Here is a 16,364-nt window from a genome sequence, read left to right as displayed (position 1 = left end):
CTCGAAATTTAAAAGTTTCGAGGTTTTTATTTTCATAAAAATTAATTATTTAAGTTTTTTTTAACACTTTGGCATGAAACATGTTAATATTTTAAAAAAAATGAAACCATGAAAAAACTAATACTTTTAGTAATTATTTTAATTAATTCTTCCAACATTCTTTCTCAAAAAAACAAAACAATAGACACTGCTTATGTTAGCTATTTTCAAAACACGAGAGAAACACCATATTTACATTTAAATAAAACTTCATTTTTAAAAGGTGAAGAAATATGGTTTCAAGCTTATGTAATAGAACAAAATTCTAAAAAACTACACAAAACAACTTCAAACTTATATGTTTCATTATTTAATGATCAAAAACAAATAAAAGACCAATTTTTAATTCATATTAAAAACGGAATAGGAAGAGGCAGCATTGTTTTAGATTCAACATTTACAGAAGGAAATTACTATATAAAAGCATCTACTAATTGGATGAAAAACTTTAAGGAAAGTAACTCATATAATCAGAAAATAAAGATCATTTCATCCATAAAAAAAGAAAAAAAATTAATTGAAGAAAAAGAGTTTTACGAGTTTAAAATATTCCCTGAAGGAGGACATATTCTTGAAAGTACTATTAACAATCTTGGTATTTTAATTAAAGATAAAAATGGTGAAGGTGTAAAAATTAAGAGCGGAAACATTAAAAATAAATCAAAAAAAATAATTGCCAATTTTAAAACAAATTTCTTTGGTTTAGGTAATGTTAATTTCTTTTTTAAAAAAAATGAAAATTATGTATTTGAAGCAACGCTTGAAAACGGAGTAATCATAAAAGCTACATCCCAAAAAGCTAAAAAAAACGGAATTACTTTAAGAGTTGTTAACTCTAACCCTAATTTTTTATCAATTAACTTAAAAACAAATAAAAATAGCCTTCCAAAACTTACTCAGTCAGACATTACTGTTTTTATTCACAATACAAATAAATACAAAAAATTCAATGTAAAATTCAATGTAAAAAGTCATAAATATGCTTTACTTATTAATAAAAAAGAACTACCAGTTGGTCTTAATACGATAACTGTATTTAACAATAACAAACCAATCTTAGAAAGATTAATTTTTATTAATAATAAATCTTTATTTTCTAAAATAGAAACAAAAAATACTGCTATTAATTCAGACTCTTTAGAGGTGAATTTAAAAAACACTACAAATGAAACAACACATGTAAGCGCTTCTTTTTTACCCTTAATTACAAAAGCGTACACTCCACAAAACAGTATTGTTACTAGCGCATTTTTTAAACCTTTTATTAAAGGTGATATCCAAAATTTCAATTATTATTTTACTGAAATTAATCAAAAAAAACTTAGAGAGCTCGATTTACTCTTAATCACACAAGGGTGGACAAAATACAAGTGGAATGATATTTTTAATAATAAACCTAAAACAAATTTTATTTTCGAAAATGGAATTAATATTACTTTAAAATCAAATGCAAAAAGTAAAAACCCTGTTTTAATGTATTCTCCTGAAAATAATATTCTAAGAGAAATTAAATCACTTAAAGCACCTTATCTTTTAAAAAATACTTTTGTTAAAAAAAATAGCATTGTTAAATTTGGTGTAAAAAGTCATGGTAACATTTTTGAAACTACCCCTATTTTATCTTACTCTAAAAACTCTTTAAAAGAAACTTTAAACTATGATCATAAGACTAAAAACTCTGAATTAGACTATTCTTCATTTAAATATCTACCTAATGATTTTGAATTTTTAAACGAAGTTATTGTTAAAGCTAATAAAAGAAAAACAGAGAGTAATGTTTTTCAAGCTACAACCTTATTCAACAGTTTTAAAATGAAAGACATAATGATTAGATCGGGAGAAACTGTAATGGATTTCGTTAGTTATAAAACTGAAAAAAGACTAAATAACATCAATGGTACAAGAGTAACTTCTCCTAAAAAAAAGGAAAACATCAGCAAAGGGAAAATATCAGAAAAGACCTCAAGAACTAAATACTTAGAAGCTCTTGCAAAAGAAACAGCAAGCGCAATGCCTGGAAGCTTATTAGGTTTATCAATAATAATAAATGGTAATAACATGAGTCATAACCCTTCAATACTTGAAAGAATGCCTTTAGAAGATGTCGAAGAAATTTCTTTTGGTGATAAATCTCCAAGAAAGAGTGGGATCGTATATATTAAGACACTTACTCCTTTACAGCTTAAAACTAAGAAAACAAAAATGAAAATCATTAAATTACCTTATGGTTTCATGAACGAGAAAGAGTTTTATAACCCTAAATATCCTTCTTACTCTAATAAAACATTTAAACATTTTGGCGCTATTTATTGGAAACCAAATATAATAATACCTGCTAATTCAAGTATCAGTTTTAAAATACCTAAAAATCAACAAAAGAAAATAAAAATGTTTATGGAAGGAATGTCTGAAAAAGGAAAAGTAATTTCTGAAGAAGTAATATTAAACTAAGTTTTATAACATATAGAGCGTAAGATTTTAAATTTTACGCTCTACTACATAATCAATCATTTGTTGTAATGATTTTTTATAAGGTGATTCAGGAAAATTATCCAATATTGCCAATGCTTTATTTTTATAATCGTGCATTTTAGCGGTTGTATATTCTAATCCTCCACTATTTTTAACAAAAGCGATAACTTCTTTTACTCGTTTTTTATTCGTGTTGTGCTTTTTCACCGAGTTGATTAACCAAGATTTCTCTTTTTTAGCACAATTATTTAACGTATAAATTAACGGAAGTGTCATTTTTTGCTCCTTAATATCTATTCCGGTTGGCTTTCCTATTTCATCTTCAGTATAATCAAATAAATCGTCTTTAATTTGAAAAGCAATTCCTATATATTCTCCAAATTTTCGCATTTGTTGAATCGTTTCATTACTTGCTCCTACAGATGCTGCACCAATACCACAACAAGCTGCGATTAAAGTAGCCGTTTTTTGGCGAATAATATCAAAATATATTTCTTCTGTAATATCTAATTTTCTTGCTTTTTCAATTTGTAAAAGCTCACCTTCACTCATTTCACGCACAGCGATAGAAATCAGTTTTAAGATATCAAAATCTTCATTATCTATCGAAAGTAATAATCCTTTCGATAATAAAAAATCTCCCACTAAAACAGCAATTTTATTTTTCCAAAGTGCATTAATAGAAAAGAATCCTCGGCGACGATTACTATCATCAACCACATCATCATGCACTAAAGTTGCGGTATGAATTAACTCAACTACAGATGCTCCGCGATACGTACGCTCATCAAACCCACCATCAGAAACCATTTTGGCTACTAAAAAAACAAACATCGGACGCATTTGTTTTCCTTTACGTCTAACGATATAATAAGTAATTCTATTTAATAACGGAACTTTAGATAACATAGAATCTTTGAACTTAGTTTCAAAGAGTTCCATCTCATTTACTATCGGGAGTTTAATTTGTTCTACTGGCTTCATCGGTTTCGAAAATACAAAAAAACTAAGATTTATTTGCTAATTGACCACAAGCTGCATCGATATCTTTTCCTCTTGATCTACGAACATTTACCGTTATATCATGCATTTCTAAATTAGAAATATAATTATTGATTGCTTCTGGACTTGCTTGTTGAAACTCGCCATCATCAATAGGGTTATATTCTATCAAATTAACCTTACAAGGCACATATTTACAAAAATCAATTAAAGCCTTTATATCTTCTCTTTTATCGTTAATCCCACCCCAAACAACATATTCGTAAGTAATCATCCGTTCGGTTTTTTCGTACCAATATTCTAATGCTTCTCGTAAATCTTTTAACGGAAAAGTTGCATTAAAAGGCATGATTGATGTACGAACTTCATCAATAGCAGAATGTAATGAAACGGCTAAATTGAACTTAACCTCATCATCAGCCATTTTTTTGATGATTTTTGGCACTCCAGAAGTAGAAACTGTAATACGTTTTGGCGACATTCCTAAACCTTCGGGTGAAGTAATTTTATCGATTGATTTAATTACGTTGTTGTAATTCATCAATGGCTCTCCCATCCCCATAAAAACAATATTCGATAATTTTCTATCGTAATACAGTAAACTTTCTTTATTGATGGCAGCCACCTGATCGTAAATTTCATCAGGATTTAAATTTCGCATTCTTTTTAAACGTGAAGTTGCACAAAAACGACAATCTAAACTACAACCTACTTGACTAGAAACACAGGCTGTGGTTCTTGTTTTTGTAGGTATTAAAACAGATTCGACTACCAAACCATCGTGTAAGCGAACAGCATTTTTTACGGTTCCGTCTTTACTGCGCTGCATATTATCAACCTGAATGTGGTTAATGACAAAATTTTCGTCGAGCATTTTACGAGTATCTTTCGATAAATTTGTCATATCATCAAATGAATGTGCCGATTTACTCCACAACCATTCATATATTTGATTACCACGAAATGCTTTATCTCCGTTATTTACAAAAAAATCACGAAGTTGTTCTTTTGTTAATGCGCGTATGTCTTTTTTCTTCACTGTCATCTGATACAAAAATACATAAAACCTCACAAGTAGCCTTGTGAGGTTTTATAATTCGTTTTAATATAAATTATTATAAAATTAACATCGCATCTCCATACGAGTGAAATTTATATTTTTCTTTGATTGCTTCTTGATAAGCTTCCATCATAAAATCATGACCAGCAAAAGCTGAAACCATCATCATTAATGTTGATTTTGGCGTATGAAAATTTGTAACCATACAGTTAGCAACACTAAAATCGAATGGAGGAAAAATAAATTTATTCGTCCAACCATCAAACTCTTTTAATTTACGCTTAGATGTTATTGACGATTCTACCGTTCTCATTACAGTTGTACCCACAGCACATACTCTTTTTTTATTAGCAAGCGCATTGTTTACCATATCTGCACTTTCTTGAGATACTTTTATCTTTTCAGAATCCATTTTATGTTTCGATAAATCTTCAACTTCAACAGGATTAAAAGTACCTAAACCTACATGTAAAGTAGTTTCTGCAAAATCAACACCTTTAATTTCTAAACGCTTCATTAAATGTTTAGAAAAGTGTAAACCTGCCGCTGGTGCCGCTACAGCTCCTTCGTGTTTTGCAAAAATTGTTTGGTAACGATCTTCATCTTCAGCCTCAACTTCGCGCTTAATATGTTTTGGTAATGGTGTTTCACCTAATTTTACTAATTTTTCTCTAAACTCATCGTAAGGCCCATCAAACAAAAAACGTAAAGTTCTACCACGTGATGTAGTGTTATCAATAACTTCAGCTACTAAACTTTCGTCATCACCAAAAAATAACTTATTACCTATTCTAATTTTTCTTGCCGGATCTACCAATACATCCCACAAACGATTTTCAGCATTCAACTCACGTAATAAAAACACTTCAATACGCGCTCCAGTTTTTTCTTTATTCCCGTACATACGAGCAGGAAAAACCTTTGTATTGTTTAACATCATTACATCTCCTTCATCAAAATAATTGATTAAATCTTTAAATAATTTATGTTCAATTTTTTGAGTATCTCTATGCAACACCATTAAACGTGCCTCGTCTCTATGTTCTGAAGGATATTCTGCTAATAACTCTTCTGGTAATTCAAAACTAAAATTTGATAACTTCATGGATCTTTTTTTCGTATGGGCAAATATACAATCTCGACATAGGCCTTGTCAAGCAATTCGCCTTTTATTTTACTTTAATCGTTTCTATACCTACTTGTTGCATATCATTCCAAAAATTTCGATACGATTTTGTAACTACTTCGGCATCTAAAATTTCAATATTCGTTTTTAATGCCAAAGGTGCAAACGCCATTGCCATTCTATGATCGTTGTATGTTGCTATTTTTACATCCTTATTAATACCTTCGGATGCTTGTAAATGTAACGTTTCATTAGTTACGTTAATAGTTGCGCCTAATTTAGTTAGCTCTTCTTTTAAAGCCTCTAACCTATCGGTTTCTTTAATTTTTAAAGTATGTAACCCTGATAAATCACAAGCAATACCAAGTCCAAAACAAGTTACAGCAATCGTTTGTGCTATATCTGGCGCATTTTTTAAATTCTCATTTAAAACAACCGCATTATGTGTAGTTTCTTTTGTTAAAACAATACTGTTTTCTTTAAAAGTAGTTACAACTCCAAAATGTTTATAAATTGTAGCCAAGCAACTATCTCCTTGTAAACTGTCTTTTTTATAGGCAGATAATTCTACAGAAGAACCTATTTTGCTTAAAGCAATTATCGAATAAAAATAAGAAGCAGAACTCCAATCAGATTCTACCACAATATTTTGTGCTACAACTTCTTTTTTAGGTTGAATATGAATACTGTTACCCTTAAAAACAGCTGTAATATTTAATTGATGTAATAAACTTAAGGTCATGTTTATATACGGAACAGAAGTAATATCGCCTTTTAAGTCGATTTTTAAACCATTTTTTAAACTCGGTGCTATTAACATTAATGCCGAAATATATTGACTACTCACATTTCCGTTAATTGACACTTCGCTTTTTAACAATTCTTGTCCTGTAATTTTTATTGGCGGATATCCTTCTTTTTCTATATACTCAATCTTAGCACCTAAATTACGAAGTGCATCAACCAAAATTTTAATCGGGCGATTATGCATACGTTCCGATCCTTGCAATATTTTTGTTTTACCTTTCTGAGCCGCAAAAAAAGCAGTTAAAAAACGCATTGCTGTACCTGCATGCCCAATATCTGCTGTGGAATTATTAGAAGATAGTGCCTCTTGTAAATGATGTGTATCATCAGAGTCTGATAAATTTTGAATGGTAATACTTGAAAACAATTGTGCCAAAATTAGTAATCGATTCGATTCGCTTTTTGATCCTGAAATTGTTATTTCTGTAGCTATTTTTGCTTCTCTTTTCGCTGCTAGTTGTAAATTCATTTTTATTATTTAATTTTTCCAGCCATCATTCCATAATTTTCTTGCTCCATGAAAAACTCTAAAGAAAATTGAAAAAAAGATGGCTTGAATTAAAATTTGTCTCCAATCAAAATTTATTGATTCAAAAAACAAACTTCCTATAAAATTTGTTGTTGCAAACATTAAAAATAACAAAGGAACATAAACAACAATGTATTTTAAAATTGATATTTTGTTTATCAATTCGGTTTCTTCATTGATGTTTTTGGTTAGTTTATCCTCTATTTTTTTAACACTCATTTTTACTTCATTCTTTTATTTACCACATAAACAGCATATAAAATACTCACTACAACTTTAGGCAAGAAAAAACGCATCCATAATTTATTTGCAAAGTGAAAATTATAAACGGTTTCAAAATCTCCTGAAAAAAGTGCGCCTCCTGTTTTAAAAATTACAGAAAATAACGAGATTATTATAATCAGAAAAATGGCCAATTTTAATACATTAATCCAAAATAAGGATTGTTTACTATTTTTACTAAAACTCATTATTTTAATTTTTCGTTATTATGATGACGATCGTGATCGCGTTTTGTTTTTATATCTAATTTTTTATCAAAAGCCTCTTGTAAATTAATTCCGGTTTGATTTGCTAAACACAATACCACAAACATAACATCAGCTAATTCTTCGCCTAAATCTTTATTTTTATCGCTCTCTTTTTCGCTTTGCTCACCATAACGACGTGCAATAATTCTTGCTACCTCACCTACTTCTTCTGTTAATTGTGCCATGTTTGTAAGTTCATTAAAATAACGAACTCCATGATTTTTAATCCAATTATCAACTTCTTTTTGAGCGTTTTGTATATTCATTTTACTTTAATAATTTAAAAATCAAATATAAATATTTCTTTTGGGCTAGTTTATTCGCCAAGGCGGATTTTTTCTATACATGCTCGCTTTAAACAAAATAAGTTTATTCTTATCAGTATCTAACAAATAAGCTTATCGCCACAACCAACTTTCGTCTTTTGGTAACTGTGTAAATACAATGCCTTTTTCTTGAAGATTTTTAACTAGTTCATCTAAATTTTCATCTAAAAATAAATAACAACACCATTTTATGTTGGTAAACAATCCTCTTTATGTATCAAAAATGTAGCTTCTCCTTTTGGTGCTTCAAAACGAACATATCTTGATTTTACATCAACAATTAAATACAAGCCTAATTTTTGATAAAACCGTATTACTTTTTCAACATTTAAAGACGGAATGGTTATTTGATTTAAATTTATATCTTTTCTTTTTTTACAATTCTTGACAACATCCATAGAAAAAATAAACCGATTACAGACATTACTATTATCACCCACCAAGTTTTATCAAACCCAAAAGCAGCCACCATTTGCATTCCTGAATTGTGCCCAAAAATATGCGCTAAAGAAAAAGCAATACTGTAATATGCCATGTATTCTCCTTGATTTCCTTTTTTAGCTCGCTCCATTACAAAAGCATTTGAAAACGGAAAAGCAATCATTTCTCCAATAGTCATAAACAACATTCCTACAATTAAAATACCAACCCAACCTGTTACGTTAAGCAATAAAAAACTTATTCCTGTTAAGAATAAACCTATAAACATTAAGCGTTCTTTTGAATATTTACTCTCTTCTAACCACTTAATTAATGGCATTTCTAATAAAAAGATTAAAAACCCATTCATTCCCATTAACAATCCTATTTCTAATTCAGATAAATAATGTGTATCTTTATAATACAACGGAATTGTTGAAAAGTACTGTAAAAACACAAATCCGAAAATAAACATCGCTACAAAAAATACCCAAAAAGCTTTATCAGTAAATACTGAAACAGGATTTTTAACTTTTACCTCATCCAACACTCTTGCTTTCTTCGGATTTAATACTTTTATCAATAAAAAAGTTGCTAAAACACATGTAATTCCATCAACCCAAAACAATCCGCTATAACTTAAAGAGGTTATAATAATTCCGCCAACCGCTGGTCCTGCAGAAAAACCTAAGTTTATTGCCAAACGAATTAATGTTACCGAACGTGTTTTATTTTCGGGCTTACTATAAGCACTTAAAGCAACAAACATGGCGGGTCTAAAAGTATCTGCCACTAACATTACTAAAAATATACCAATACAAAATCCGTAAAAAGTAGTTACAAATTGTAAGGCTAAAAAAAGTAATCCTGTTAAAAACAAGCTTGTTTTCATTACTTTATAATAGCCTATTTTATCAGTTAATTTACCACCAAGCCAAGAACCTAATACAGATCCTACACCAAAACAACTCATAATCCAACCAACATCTTTTAAACTAAAATCTAAGCTTTTTGTTAAATACAATGATAAAAACGGAATTACCATAGTACCAGCTCTGTTTATCAATGTTATTAAAGCGAGCCACCAAACTTCAGTAGAAAGCCCTTTAAAGGTATTTAAATAGTTAAAATATAGTTTTTTCATAATCTTGTGATTTCATTGTTTTTGGTATCTCTAAAAATAAAAAGTCCGACTGTGAAGTCGGACTTTTATAATAGTTATATTTTATTTGAATATAATTAGAATACATAAATAGCCCGACATCTACCGTTTTTCACGGTCGACTTACATTGCTTATATGTATAAAAATTTGTCATTTTATTACTTAATTGAAGTGTAAAACTATAAAAAAAAGAAATAGGTTTTACAAAAACCTATTTTTAAAACCTTATTTAATACTGATTCTAAATAAGTTATTGCCAGTTTAATTAGCAATACTCTTATTTTAATTAAAATACCTTGAATAACTTATTTTGCTATTTTATACAAAACTGGCTTACTTGGTGTGGCATCATTCTCAAAAGGAGCAATCATTAAATTTAAAAAATACGTTCCGTCTTCAACTTGATTCGGAACATAAATAAATTCGGTAATTGTGGCGTTCATTCTTAATTTACCTTGCGTATTCCAAAATGCATTATGCGCTAATAATTTACCTTCGTCTTTTTCTTTATCAACCGATGGTAAATCAATTAATAAATGTTCAATACCTTTTTCTTTCAGATAAATAGCTGCTGCTTCTAATAAATAAATCGGATTTGTATTAGAGTATTGCATTGATTTTTTATCTGATAAATTAGGTAGTGTTCTTATTACAATTGCATCTCTTTTTTTATTACCTAAAGCGTGTTTTAATTGCTTTTTTGAAATTACAAAATCTTTATTTTCTAATTGTTCCGGTGCAATCGTTACTACTTCTGCTAAAAAGAAAAACTGATTTAAATTTTTATTTACTGAATGTACTTTTTCTGTAATATGCCCCACACATTCGGTATGCGTAATGTGCGAATGCGGATTGAATTGAATATTATTAAAATTCACATCTGCTCCTTGTGCTACACTTCCTGTCCAATTATGATCAGAAACCGGAAATATTTTTGGAGCATCTAAATACCACGCATTAATATTTTCTTTAGTAACATCAATAGCGATAGAAATATCAATAGGTGCTAATAAATCAATCGTATAATTACGAGAATTGTAAGTAATAGTTGCCTCCATATTCAAATATAACTAAATTATAAATAACTCACTTGCCAAACCATCGGCTAAAAACTTTCCTTTTTGTGTTGTTTTTAATGTCTCTACTCCGTTTGAAGTAACAACAATTTCTAACAAACCTTCATTTATAAACTTCTTTGAAGAAACCAGTAGTTTTTCTTTAAAATCTTCGGATATTTTATCTAAAGATACGCCCCAAATAGTTCGTAAACCTGTCATTAAATATTCGTTAAATTGATCTTCTTTTGATAGTTCTTCAACTTCATTTGGCAAAATTTCTACTTGAAGTTCCTTTATGTATTTTGCGTTATTTGCAACATTCCAACTACGATGTGTTTTATTATACGAATGTGCAGACGGACCAATACCAATGTACTTTTTACCCAACCAATAACTTGTATTGTGTTTAGAAAAATAAGTTGGTTTTCCAAAATTTGAAATTTCGTAATGTACAAATCCAGTTTTAGCGGTTTCTGCTACCAAAATGTCAAAATGTTCTTTTGCCTCCGTTTCATCTGGCGCAGGATATTTTCCGTTTTTCACAAAACTATCTAACACCGTTTTAGGTTCAACCGTTAAGGCGTAACTTGAAATATGGTTCACCCCAAAATCGAATGCTATTTGTAAATTTTCTTTCCAGCGTTCGTTACTCATATTCGGAACACCATAAATTAAATCCACCGTAATATTATCAAAATAGCGGATCGCCATAGACAAACATTCTTTTGCCTCTTTAGAATTATGCGCACGATTCATACTTTTTAAATCTTCTTCAAAAAAAGATTGCACGCCAATACTTAATCTGTTTATAGCTGATTCTGCCAATTCTAAAATTTTAGCTTCAGATAAATCATCTGGATTGGCTTCTAAAGTAATCTCTGGATTCCCTATTACTTTATAATTTTGATGAATGGCATGTAACAAAGTTTCAATTTCTTCTTTTGATAACAAAGAAGGTGTTCCTCCGCCAAAATAAATTGTTTCGATGGTTTCGTTTGCTAACTCTTCTTTTCTTAGTTCAAGTTCTTTTACCATGCACAAAATTAAATCGTCTTTCTTTTTTAAAGAAGTTGAAAAATGAAAATCGCAATAAAAACATGCTTGCTTGCAAAATGGGATGTGTAAGTAAATTCCTGCCATTCGATTAATTTAAAATGCGCTAATTAAATATTCATTTATTTTTAATGCTTGCTTATAATAACAAACAATTATTTACCTAAACTCACTTTAGCTATGTGTGTGTATTAACAATAATTGTTCTCTAGCACTATGCTATTCTGAAATAAATTCAGAATAACGTAACAACTATAATTTAGAATTTTATACAAACAGCAATTTTATACCTAAACTCGTTTAAGATGTTCATTACAAATTATTATAAAGCAGTATCATTATTTCTTAACTCGTTTTTCATTCTGCTTTACAAAACTTGCCCAACCTGTATAATTTTTACCACCAACTTTGGTTCCTGAATTATAATGATGACAAACCGCTGCGGCTAAACCATCGGTAGCATCTAAATTTTTAGGCAATGTTTTTAAGTTTAATAACGATTTTAACATTAAAGCTACTTGCTCTTTACTAGATTTTCCGTTACCTGTAATTGCCATTTTAATTTTTAATGGTGCATATTCGGTCACAGGTATTTCGCGTGATAAGGCTGCCGCCATAGCAACTCCTTGCGCCCTACCTAATTTTAACATTGATTGTACGTTTTTACCAAAAAAAGGAGCTTCTAAAGCTACTTCATCAGGATGATAAGTGTCTATTAACTCTATTGTACGCTCAAAAATTAGTTTTAATTTTAAGTAATGATCGTCGTATTTTTTTAAAATCAATTCATTCATTTGAACAAATTCCATTTTTTTACCTACCACTTTTATAATTCCGAATCCCATAATTGAGGTTCCGGGATCAATACCTAATATAACTTTTTCTGTTTTCAAATTTTGATTTCTATAAAGCTAAACTAATCAATTAAATAGTATTTTACTGAACTTCCAACGATGTAAATTTAAAGGTATTTCCGTCAAACAAACCTTTGTCTGACAATTTTAAAGAGGGAATTACTAGTAATGCCATAAACGACAAAGTCATATAAGGAGCTCGTAATTCACTTCCCATTTGTTTTGCCATTGCATCTAATTCTGCGTACGATTTACCAATTTCAACTGCAGACTTATCAGACATGATTCCTGCAACAGGTAATGAAACTATTTTTTCTTCGGATGTTGTTACGGCACAAACTCCTCCTTTATTTTCTATCAATAAATTTACTGCTTTACAAATCATTTCGTCAGAAACACCCACTGCGATAATGTTATGAGAATCGTGTCCTACCGAACTCGCAATTGCGCCTTCTTTTAATCCAAAATTTTTAATAAAAGCAATTGACGGTTTTGCATTTTTATACCGATTTACAACCGTCATTTTTAACACATCATTTTCTGTATTAGATACCAAATTCCCTGCTTCAATTAAAGAATTCACTTTAATTTCATTAGTTACCAGTTCTCCATCTAAAGCTTCAATTACTCTAATTTTTTCTGCGGATGCTTTAAATTCAAAATAGGCAATACTCTTTTTATCAGTATTAAAATTATTCAACACTTCAAAATCAACCGATTTTACAAATGATTTTTTATTTTCAGCAACTAACTCACCATTAATATAGGTTTGTAAAACGTTAAAACTCTTTAAATCCTCTACAACAATAAAATCGGCAGCATCGTTTTTTTGTAACAATCCAACATCTAAATTATAATGCTTTACAGGATTTATACATGCCGCTTGTAATACTTTAAAAACATCAATTCCTTTTGCAACTGCACGCTCACACAACTGATTTATGTGACCCAATAATAAATCATCAGGATGTTTGTCATCAGAGCAAAACATCATATTTTCGAAATGCTCTGGTAACAAACCAATTAATGCTTCAAAGTTTTTAGCAGCACTTCCTTCACGAATAATTACTTTCATTCCTTTTTGAAGTTTCTCCAGAGCTTCATCGTGCGAAAAACATTCGTGGTCGGTAGAAATTCCTGCTGAAATATATTTTGTAACATCATCGCCTCTTAAACCTGGCGCATGACCATCAATAGGTTTCTTATTATTTTTAGCGTGTTCAATCTTTTTTAAAACCTCTTCATCATCAAATAAAACTCCTGGATAATTCATCATTTCAGCCAAATATTTAATATCTGGATTTTCTAGCATCAATTTAATATCATCAGAATTAATAATTGCTCCTGCACTCTCAAAAGAAGTTGCTGGCACACAACTTGGTGCACCGAAATTAAATTTTAACGGAACTTTTTTTCCGTTTTCAATCATAAAATCAACTCCTTTTACTCCTAGAACATTTGCAATTTCATGCGGATCAGAAACAGTTGCAACCGTACCGTGAACAACTGCTATTTTAGCAAACTCTGAGGGTACTAACATTGAACTTTCAATATGAATATGAGCATCTACAAAACCTGGTATAATATAATTTTCTATTGCATGATTTTTTGTTCTAATTTCTTTTACTGCTCCGTTTTCAACCTCAACTTCTCCTTTAAAAATTCGCTTATTTTGTATATCAACTATATTTCCTTGTACAATCATGCTATTGGTTTTAATACTACAAAAATAGGCAGTATTTGTGCATAAAAAAAGCATCCTTACGGATGCTTTTTTTACAATTTAATTAAAAGTTAAGCTGCTGGCCCTCCTTTTAAAATTTCTTCATTTGCATATTCTTCAAACTTTTTAAAGTTTTCTTTAAATGAATCTGCCAATTTATGTGCTGTTTTATAATACTCTTCATCATTATTCCAAGCTGTTCTTTGACTTAATAACTCAGAAGGTACTCCTGGACATTCTCTTGGTTGTGCCAACCCAAATACTGAATGTATATGGTAGTTTTCTCTAGTAATTTCACTCGGTAAACCACCAGTTAAAGCCGCGTTAATCATTGCACGCGTATATTTTAACTTCATTCTATTACCAACTCCATAAGGTCCTGCAAACCAACCAGTATTAATCAACCAAACATTAACGTTGGTTTCTTTCATTTTTTCGCTTAACATTTCTGCATAACGAGTTGGGTGTAACGGCATAAATGGCGCTCCAAAACAAGCAGAAAAACTTGGTAATGGCTCAGTAACACCAGCTTCTGTACCTGCAACTTTAGCTGTATAACCAGAAATAAAGTGATAAGCCGCCTGCCCAGGTGTTAATCTAGATATTGGAGGCAATACACCAAAAGCATCTGCCGTTAAGAAAAATATATTCTTAGGGTTTTTACCTATTGATGGTGTTTTAATGTTTTCTATATGATCTATTGGGTAACTTACACGTGTATTTTGTGTAATTGAAGTATCGTTAAAATCTACTTCATTTTTATCATTCATAACGATATTTTCAAGAATTGCTCCTTTTTTTATCGCTGCATAAATTTCAGGTTCTTTATCTTTTGATAAATCAATTACTTTAGCGTAACATCCTCCTTCAAAGTTAAAAACAGTGTTTTCTGATGTCCAACCATGTTCATCATCACCAATTAAACTACGGTTAGGATCGGTAGATAATGTTGTTTTACCTGTACCTGATAATCCGAAGAAAATAGCAGTATCACCTTCTTTACCAACATTTGCAGAACAGTGCATTGGTAATGTGTTTTTAAATACTGGTAAAATAAAGTTTAACGCAGAAAAGATTCCTTTTTTAATTTCACCTGTATAACCAGTTCCACCAATTAAAGCAATTTTCTTTTCGAAGTTTAATATCGCAAAGTTATGCTGACGGGTTCCGTCAACAGCTGGATCTGCCATAAAACCTGGTGCATTTACAACTGTCCATTCTGGTGAAAAGCTTTTTAACTCTTCATCTGTTGGACGTAAAAACATATTGTAAGCAAACATGTTACTCCATGGATACTCGTTTACTACTCTAATGTTTAATTTGTAATCTTCATCAGCACATGCAAAACTATCACGTACAAAAACCTCTTTATTAGAAAGGTAATCTGTTACTTTATCATATAGTTTATCAAATTTATCTGAATCGAAAGGAATGTTTATATCTCCCCACCAAATTTCATCTTTTGTAATATTGTCTTTAACAATAAAACGGTCCATTGGCGAACGGCCTGTAAACTCACCTGTTTTAACAGCTAAAGCTCCAGAACTAGCTTCAACACCTTGTTCTTTTTCAATAGTTATATCGTGTAACTCGTCTGAAGTTAATTGATAACGGATCGTAGCATTTTTTATACCTAAGTTATCTAACGATATCGTTTTCGTATCAAGATTTGTCATCTTAAAATAATTTAGTTGTGTTTAATTTTATACAAAAGTAGGGCTTTTTGATTAAACTCATTAATCATTGATAAATTTTATCAACTATTGTCTTTTAATAACTTTTTTTAAGAAATAAAAAGACATCAAACCCCAAGCTATTATTAGCGATAGCCCTCCTAACGGAGTTACAAACCAAATTTGTTTTGCAGGTACATTTAATAGATGAATTGCATAAATAGACCCTGAAAAAAGTAAAATCCCGACTATTACAAACAAACTAATACCGTTTTTTTGCTTTAAATTAAACTCTTTAAATATGTTTACAAAAAGTAACAACAACACATGTAAAAATTGATACCTTACTGCTGTTTCAAAACTTTGCATTGCTTCAATCGTTAATTTTGATTTTAAGGCATGCGCACCAAAAGCTCCTAAAATTACAGCCATGATTCCTAATATCGATGCAATTGTTAAATTTTTATACATTTTTATCTTTTTTGTTTAATTTTAAACTTTTTTAACGATATTGTCGCTTCAAATTGAT

Annotated in this window: 16 protein-coding genes; 1 reads left to right on the top strand and 15 read right to left on the bottom strand. The window is 30.1% G+C overall.

Annotated features, from left to right (window positions below; genetic code table 11):
* Positions 1–108 precede the first annotated feature (108 nt).
* Entirely contained in the window at positions 109–2,490 is a 2,382-nt protein-coding gene (locus ACN5J5_RS08055) for a hypothetical protein (RefSeq protein ID WP_418644413.1), read from the top strand.
* 27 nt (positions 2,491–2,517) lie between these two features.
* Here the strand turns inward: ACN5J5_RS08055 and ACN5J5_RS08050 are convergent, their stop codons facing one another.
* The 15 genes from ACN5J5_RS08050 to ACN5J5_RS07980 form a co-directional block, all read right to left on the bottom strand.
* The gene (locus ACN5J5_RS08050) at positions 2,518–3,495 is read right to left on the bottom strand and encodes a polyprenyl synthetase family protein (RefSeq protein WP_418644412.1); all 978 of its coding nucleotides are present in this window, start codon (positions 3,493–3,495) and stop codon (positions 2,518–2,520) included.
* Positions 3,496–3,517: 22 nt separating this feature from the next.
* Entirely contained in the window at positions 3,518–4,558 is a 1,041-nt protein-coding gene (gene rlmN, locus ACN5J5_RS08045) for a 23S rRNA (adenine(2503)-C(2))-methyltransferase RlmN (protein ID WP_418644411.1), read from the bottom strand.
* Between the two features lie 70 nt (positions 4,559–4,628).
* A complete protein-coding gene (queA, locus tag ACN5J5_RS08040) occupies positions 4,629–5,678 on the bottom strand; it encodes a tRNA preQ1(34) S-adenosylmethionine ribosyltransferase-isomerase QueA (RefSeq protein WP_418644410.1) in 1,050 nt (349 codons plus the stop codon).
* Positions 5,679–5,742: 64 nt separating this feature from the next.
* Positions 5,743–6,975: a 3-phosphoshikimate 1-carboxyvinyltransferase gene (locus ACN5J5_RS08035; protein ID WP_418644409.1), complete on the bottom strand. Its 1,233-nt coding sequence runs from the start codon at positions 6,973–6,975 to the stop codon at positions 5,743–5,745.
* A 9-nt stretch (positions 6,976–6,984) separates the two neighbouring features.
* Positions 6,985–7,254, bottom strand: coding sequence for a hypothetical protein (locus tag ACN5J5_RS08030; protein WP_418644408.1), 270 nt, complete (start codon positions 7,252–7,254; stop codon positions 6,985–6,987).
* 2 nt (positions 7,255–7,256) lie between these two features.
* Positions 7,257–7,505 carry a hypothetical protein gene (locus ACN5J5_RS08025; RefSeq protein ID WP_260586286.1) on the bottom strand — a complete coding sequence of 83 codons (249 nt, stop codon included), beginning with the start codon at positions 7,503–7,505 and terminating at the stop codon, positions 7,257–7,259.
* On the bottom strand, positions 7,505–7,831 hold the full coding sequence (locus ACN5J5_RS08020) for a nucleotide pyrophosphohydrolase (RefSeq protein WP_068703108.1): 327 nt from the start codon (positions 7,829–7,831) through the stop codon (positions 7,505–7,507). Before ACN5J5_RS08020 ends, ACN5J5_RS08025 begins: the two co-directional genes overlap by 1 nt.
* A 248-nt stretch (positions 7,832–8,079) precedes the next feature.
* Entirely contained in the window at positions 8,080–8,289 is a 210-nt protein-coding gene (locus ACN5J5_RS08015) for a hypothetical protein (protein ID WP_418644407.1), read from the bottom strand.
* Positions 8,250–9,455 (bottom strand): MDR family MFS transporter, encoded by a 1,206-nt coding sequence (locus ACN5J5_RS08010; RefSeq protein WP_418644406.1) that lies wholly within the window; start codon positions 9,453–9,455, stop codon positions 8,250–8,252. Before ACN5J5_RS08010 ends, ACN5J5_RS08015 begins: the two co-directional genes overlap by 40 nt.
* A 324-nt stretch (positions 9,456–9,779) precedes the next feature.
* A complete protein-coding gene (locus ACN5J5_RS08005) occupies positions 9,780–10,532 on the bottom strand; it encodes a cyclase family protein (RefSeq protein WP_418644405.1) in 753 nt (250 codons plus the stop codon).
* A 12-nt stretch (positions 10,533–10,544) separates the two neighbouring features.
* Positions 10,545–11,672 carry a radical SAM family heme chaperone HemW gene (gene hemW / locus ACN5J5_RS08000; RefSeq protein WP_418644404.1) on the bottom strand — a complete coding sequence of 376 codons (1,128 nt, stop codon included), beginning with the start codon at positions 11,670–11,672 and terminating at the stop codon, positions 10,545–10,547.
* A 251-nt stretch (positions 11,673–11,923) separates the two neighbouring features.
* On the bottom strand, positions 11,924–12,478 hold the full coding sequence (ruvC, locus tag ACN5J5_RS07995; protein WP_418644403.1) for a crossover junction endodeoxyribonuclease RuvC: 555 nt from the start codon (positions 12,476–12,478) through the stop codon (positions 11,924–11,926).
* A gap of 43 nt (positions 12,479–12,521) precedes the next feature.
* Entirely contained in the window at positions 12,522–14,144 is a 1,623-nt protein-coding gene (ade, locus tag ACN5J5_RS07990) for an adenine deaminase (protein ID WP_418644402.1), read from the bottom strand.
* 89 nt (positions 14,145–14,233) lie between these two features.
* On the bottom strand, positions 14,234–15,838 hold the full coding sequence (pckA, locus tag ACN5J5_RS07985) for a phosphoenolpyruvate carboxykinase (ATP) (protein WP_418644401.1): 1,605 nt from the start codon (positions 15,836–15,838) through the stop codon (positions 14,234–14,236).
* An 84-nt stretch (positions 15,839–15,922) separates the two neighbouring features.
* Positions 15,923–16,306 carry a DUF423 domain-containing protein gene (locus tag ACN5J5_RS07980; protein WP_418644400.1) on the bottom strand — a complete coding sequence of 128 codons (384 nt, stop codon included), beginning with the start codon at positions 16,304–16,306 and terminating at the stop codon, positions 15,923–15,925.
* Positions 16,307–16,364 lie beyond the last annotated feature (58 nt).

The sequence above is a fragment of the Tenacibaculum insulae genome (assembly GCF_964512435.1).
In the GTDB taxonomy this organism is placed as follows: Bacteria; Bacteroidota; Bacteroidia; order Flavobacteriales; family Flavobacteriaceae; genus Polaribacter; species Polaribacter insulae_A.
This window is presented reverse-complemented; position numbering and strand designations above follow the sequence as displayed.

What these genes read in the sequence shown, in the direction of transcription:
- ACN5J5_RS08055 (WP_418644413.1), top strand. Translation starts at nt 109, where the DNA reads ATGAAAAAACTAATACTTTTAGTAATTATTTTAATTAATTCTTCCAAC.
- ACN5J5_RS08050 (WP_418644412.1), bottom strand. Translation starts at nt 3,495, where the DNA reads ATGAAGCCAGTAGAACAAATTAAACTCCCGATAGTAAATGAGATGGAA.
- rlmN (WP_418644411.1), bottom strand. Translation starts at nt 4,558, where the DNA reads ATGACAGTGAAGAAAAAAGACATACGCGCATTAACAAAAGAACAACTT.
- queA (WP_418644410.1), bottom strand. Translation starts at nt 5,678, where the DNA reads ATGAAGTTATCAAATTTTAGTTTTGAATTACCAGAAGAGTTATTAGCA.
- ACN5J5_RS08035 (WP_418644409.1), bottom strand. Translation starts at nt 6,975, where the DNA reads ATGAATTTACAACTAGCAGCGAAAAGAGAAGCAAAAATAGCTACAGAA.
- ACN5J5_RS08030 (WP_418644408.1), bottom strand. Translation starts at nt 7,254, where the DNA reads ATGAGTGTTAAAAAAATAGAGGATAAACTAACCAAAAACATCAATGAA.
- ACN5J5_RS08025 (WP_260586286.1), bottom strand. Translation starts at nt 7,505, where the DNA reads ATGAGTTTTAGTAAAAATAGTAAACAATCCTTATTTTGGATTAATGTA.
- ACN5J5_RS08020 (WP_068703108.1), bottom strand. Translation starts at nt 7,831, where the DNA reads ATGAATATACAAAACGCTCAAAAAGAAGTTGATAATTGGATTAAAAAT.
- ACN5J5_RS08015 (WP_418644407.1), bottom strand. Translation starts at nt 8,289, where the DNA reads ATGGATGTTGTCAAGAATTGTAAAAAAAGAAAAGATATAAATTTAAAT.
- ACN5J5_RS08010 (WP_418644406.1), bottom strand. Translation starts at nt 9,455, where the DNA reads ATGAAAAAACTATATTTTAACTATTTAAATACCTTTAAAGGGCTTTCT.
- ACN5J5_RS08005 (WP_418644405.1), bottom strand. Translation starts at nt 10,532, where the DNA reads ATGGAGGCAACTATTACTTACAATTCTCGTAATTATACGATTGATTTA.
- hemW (WP_418644404.1), bottom strand. Translation starts at nt 11,672, where the DNA reads ATGGCAGGAATTTACTTACACATCCCATTTTGCAAGCAAGCATGTTTT.
- ade (WP_418644402.1), bottom strand. Translation starts at nt 14,144, where the DNA reads ATGATTGTACAAGGAAATATAGTTGATATACAAAATAAGCGAATTTTT.
- pckA (WP_418644401.1), bottom strand. Translation starts at nt 15,838, where the DNA reads ATGACAAATCTTGATACGAAAACGATATCGTTAGATAACTTAGGTATA.
- ACN5J5_RS07980 (WP_418644400.1), bottom strand. Translation starts at nt 16,306, where the DNA reads ATGTATAAAAATTTAACAATTGCATCGATATTAGGAATCATGGCTGTA.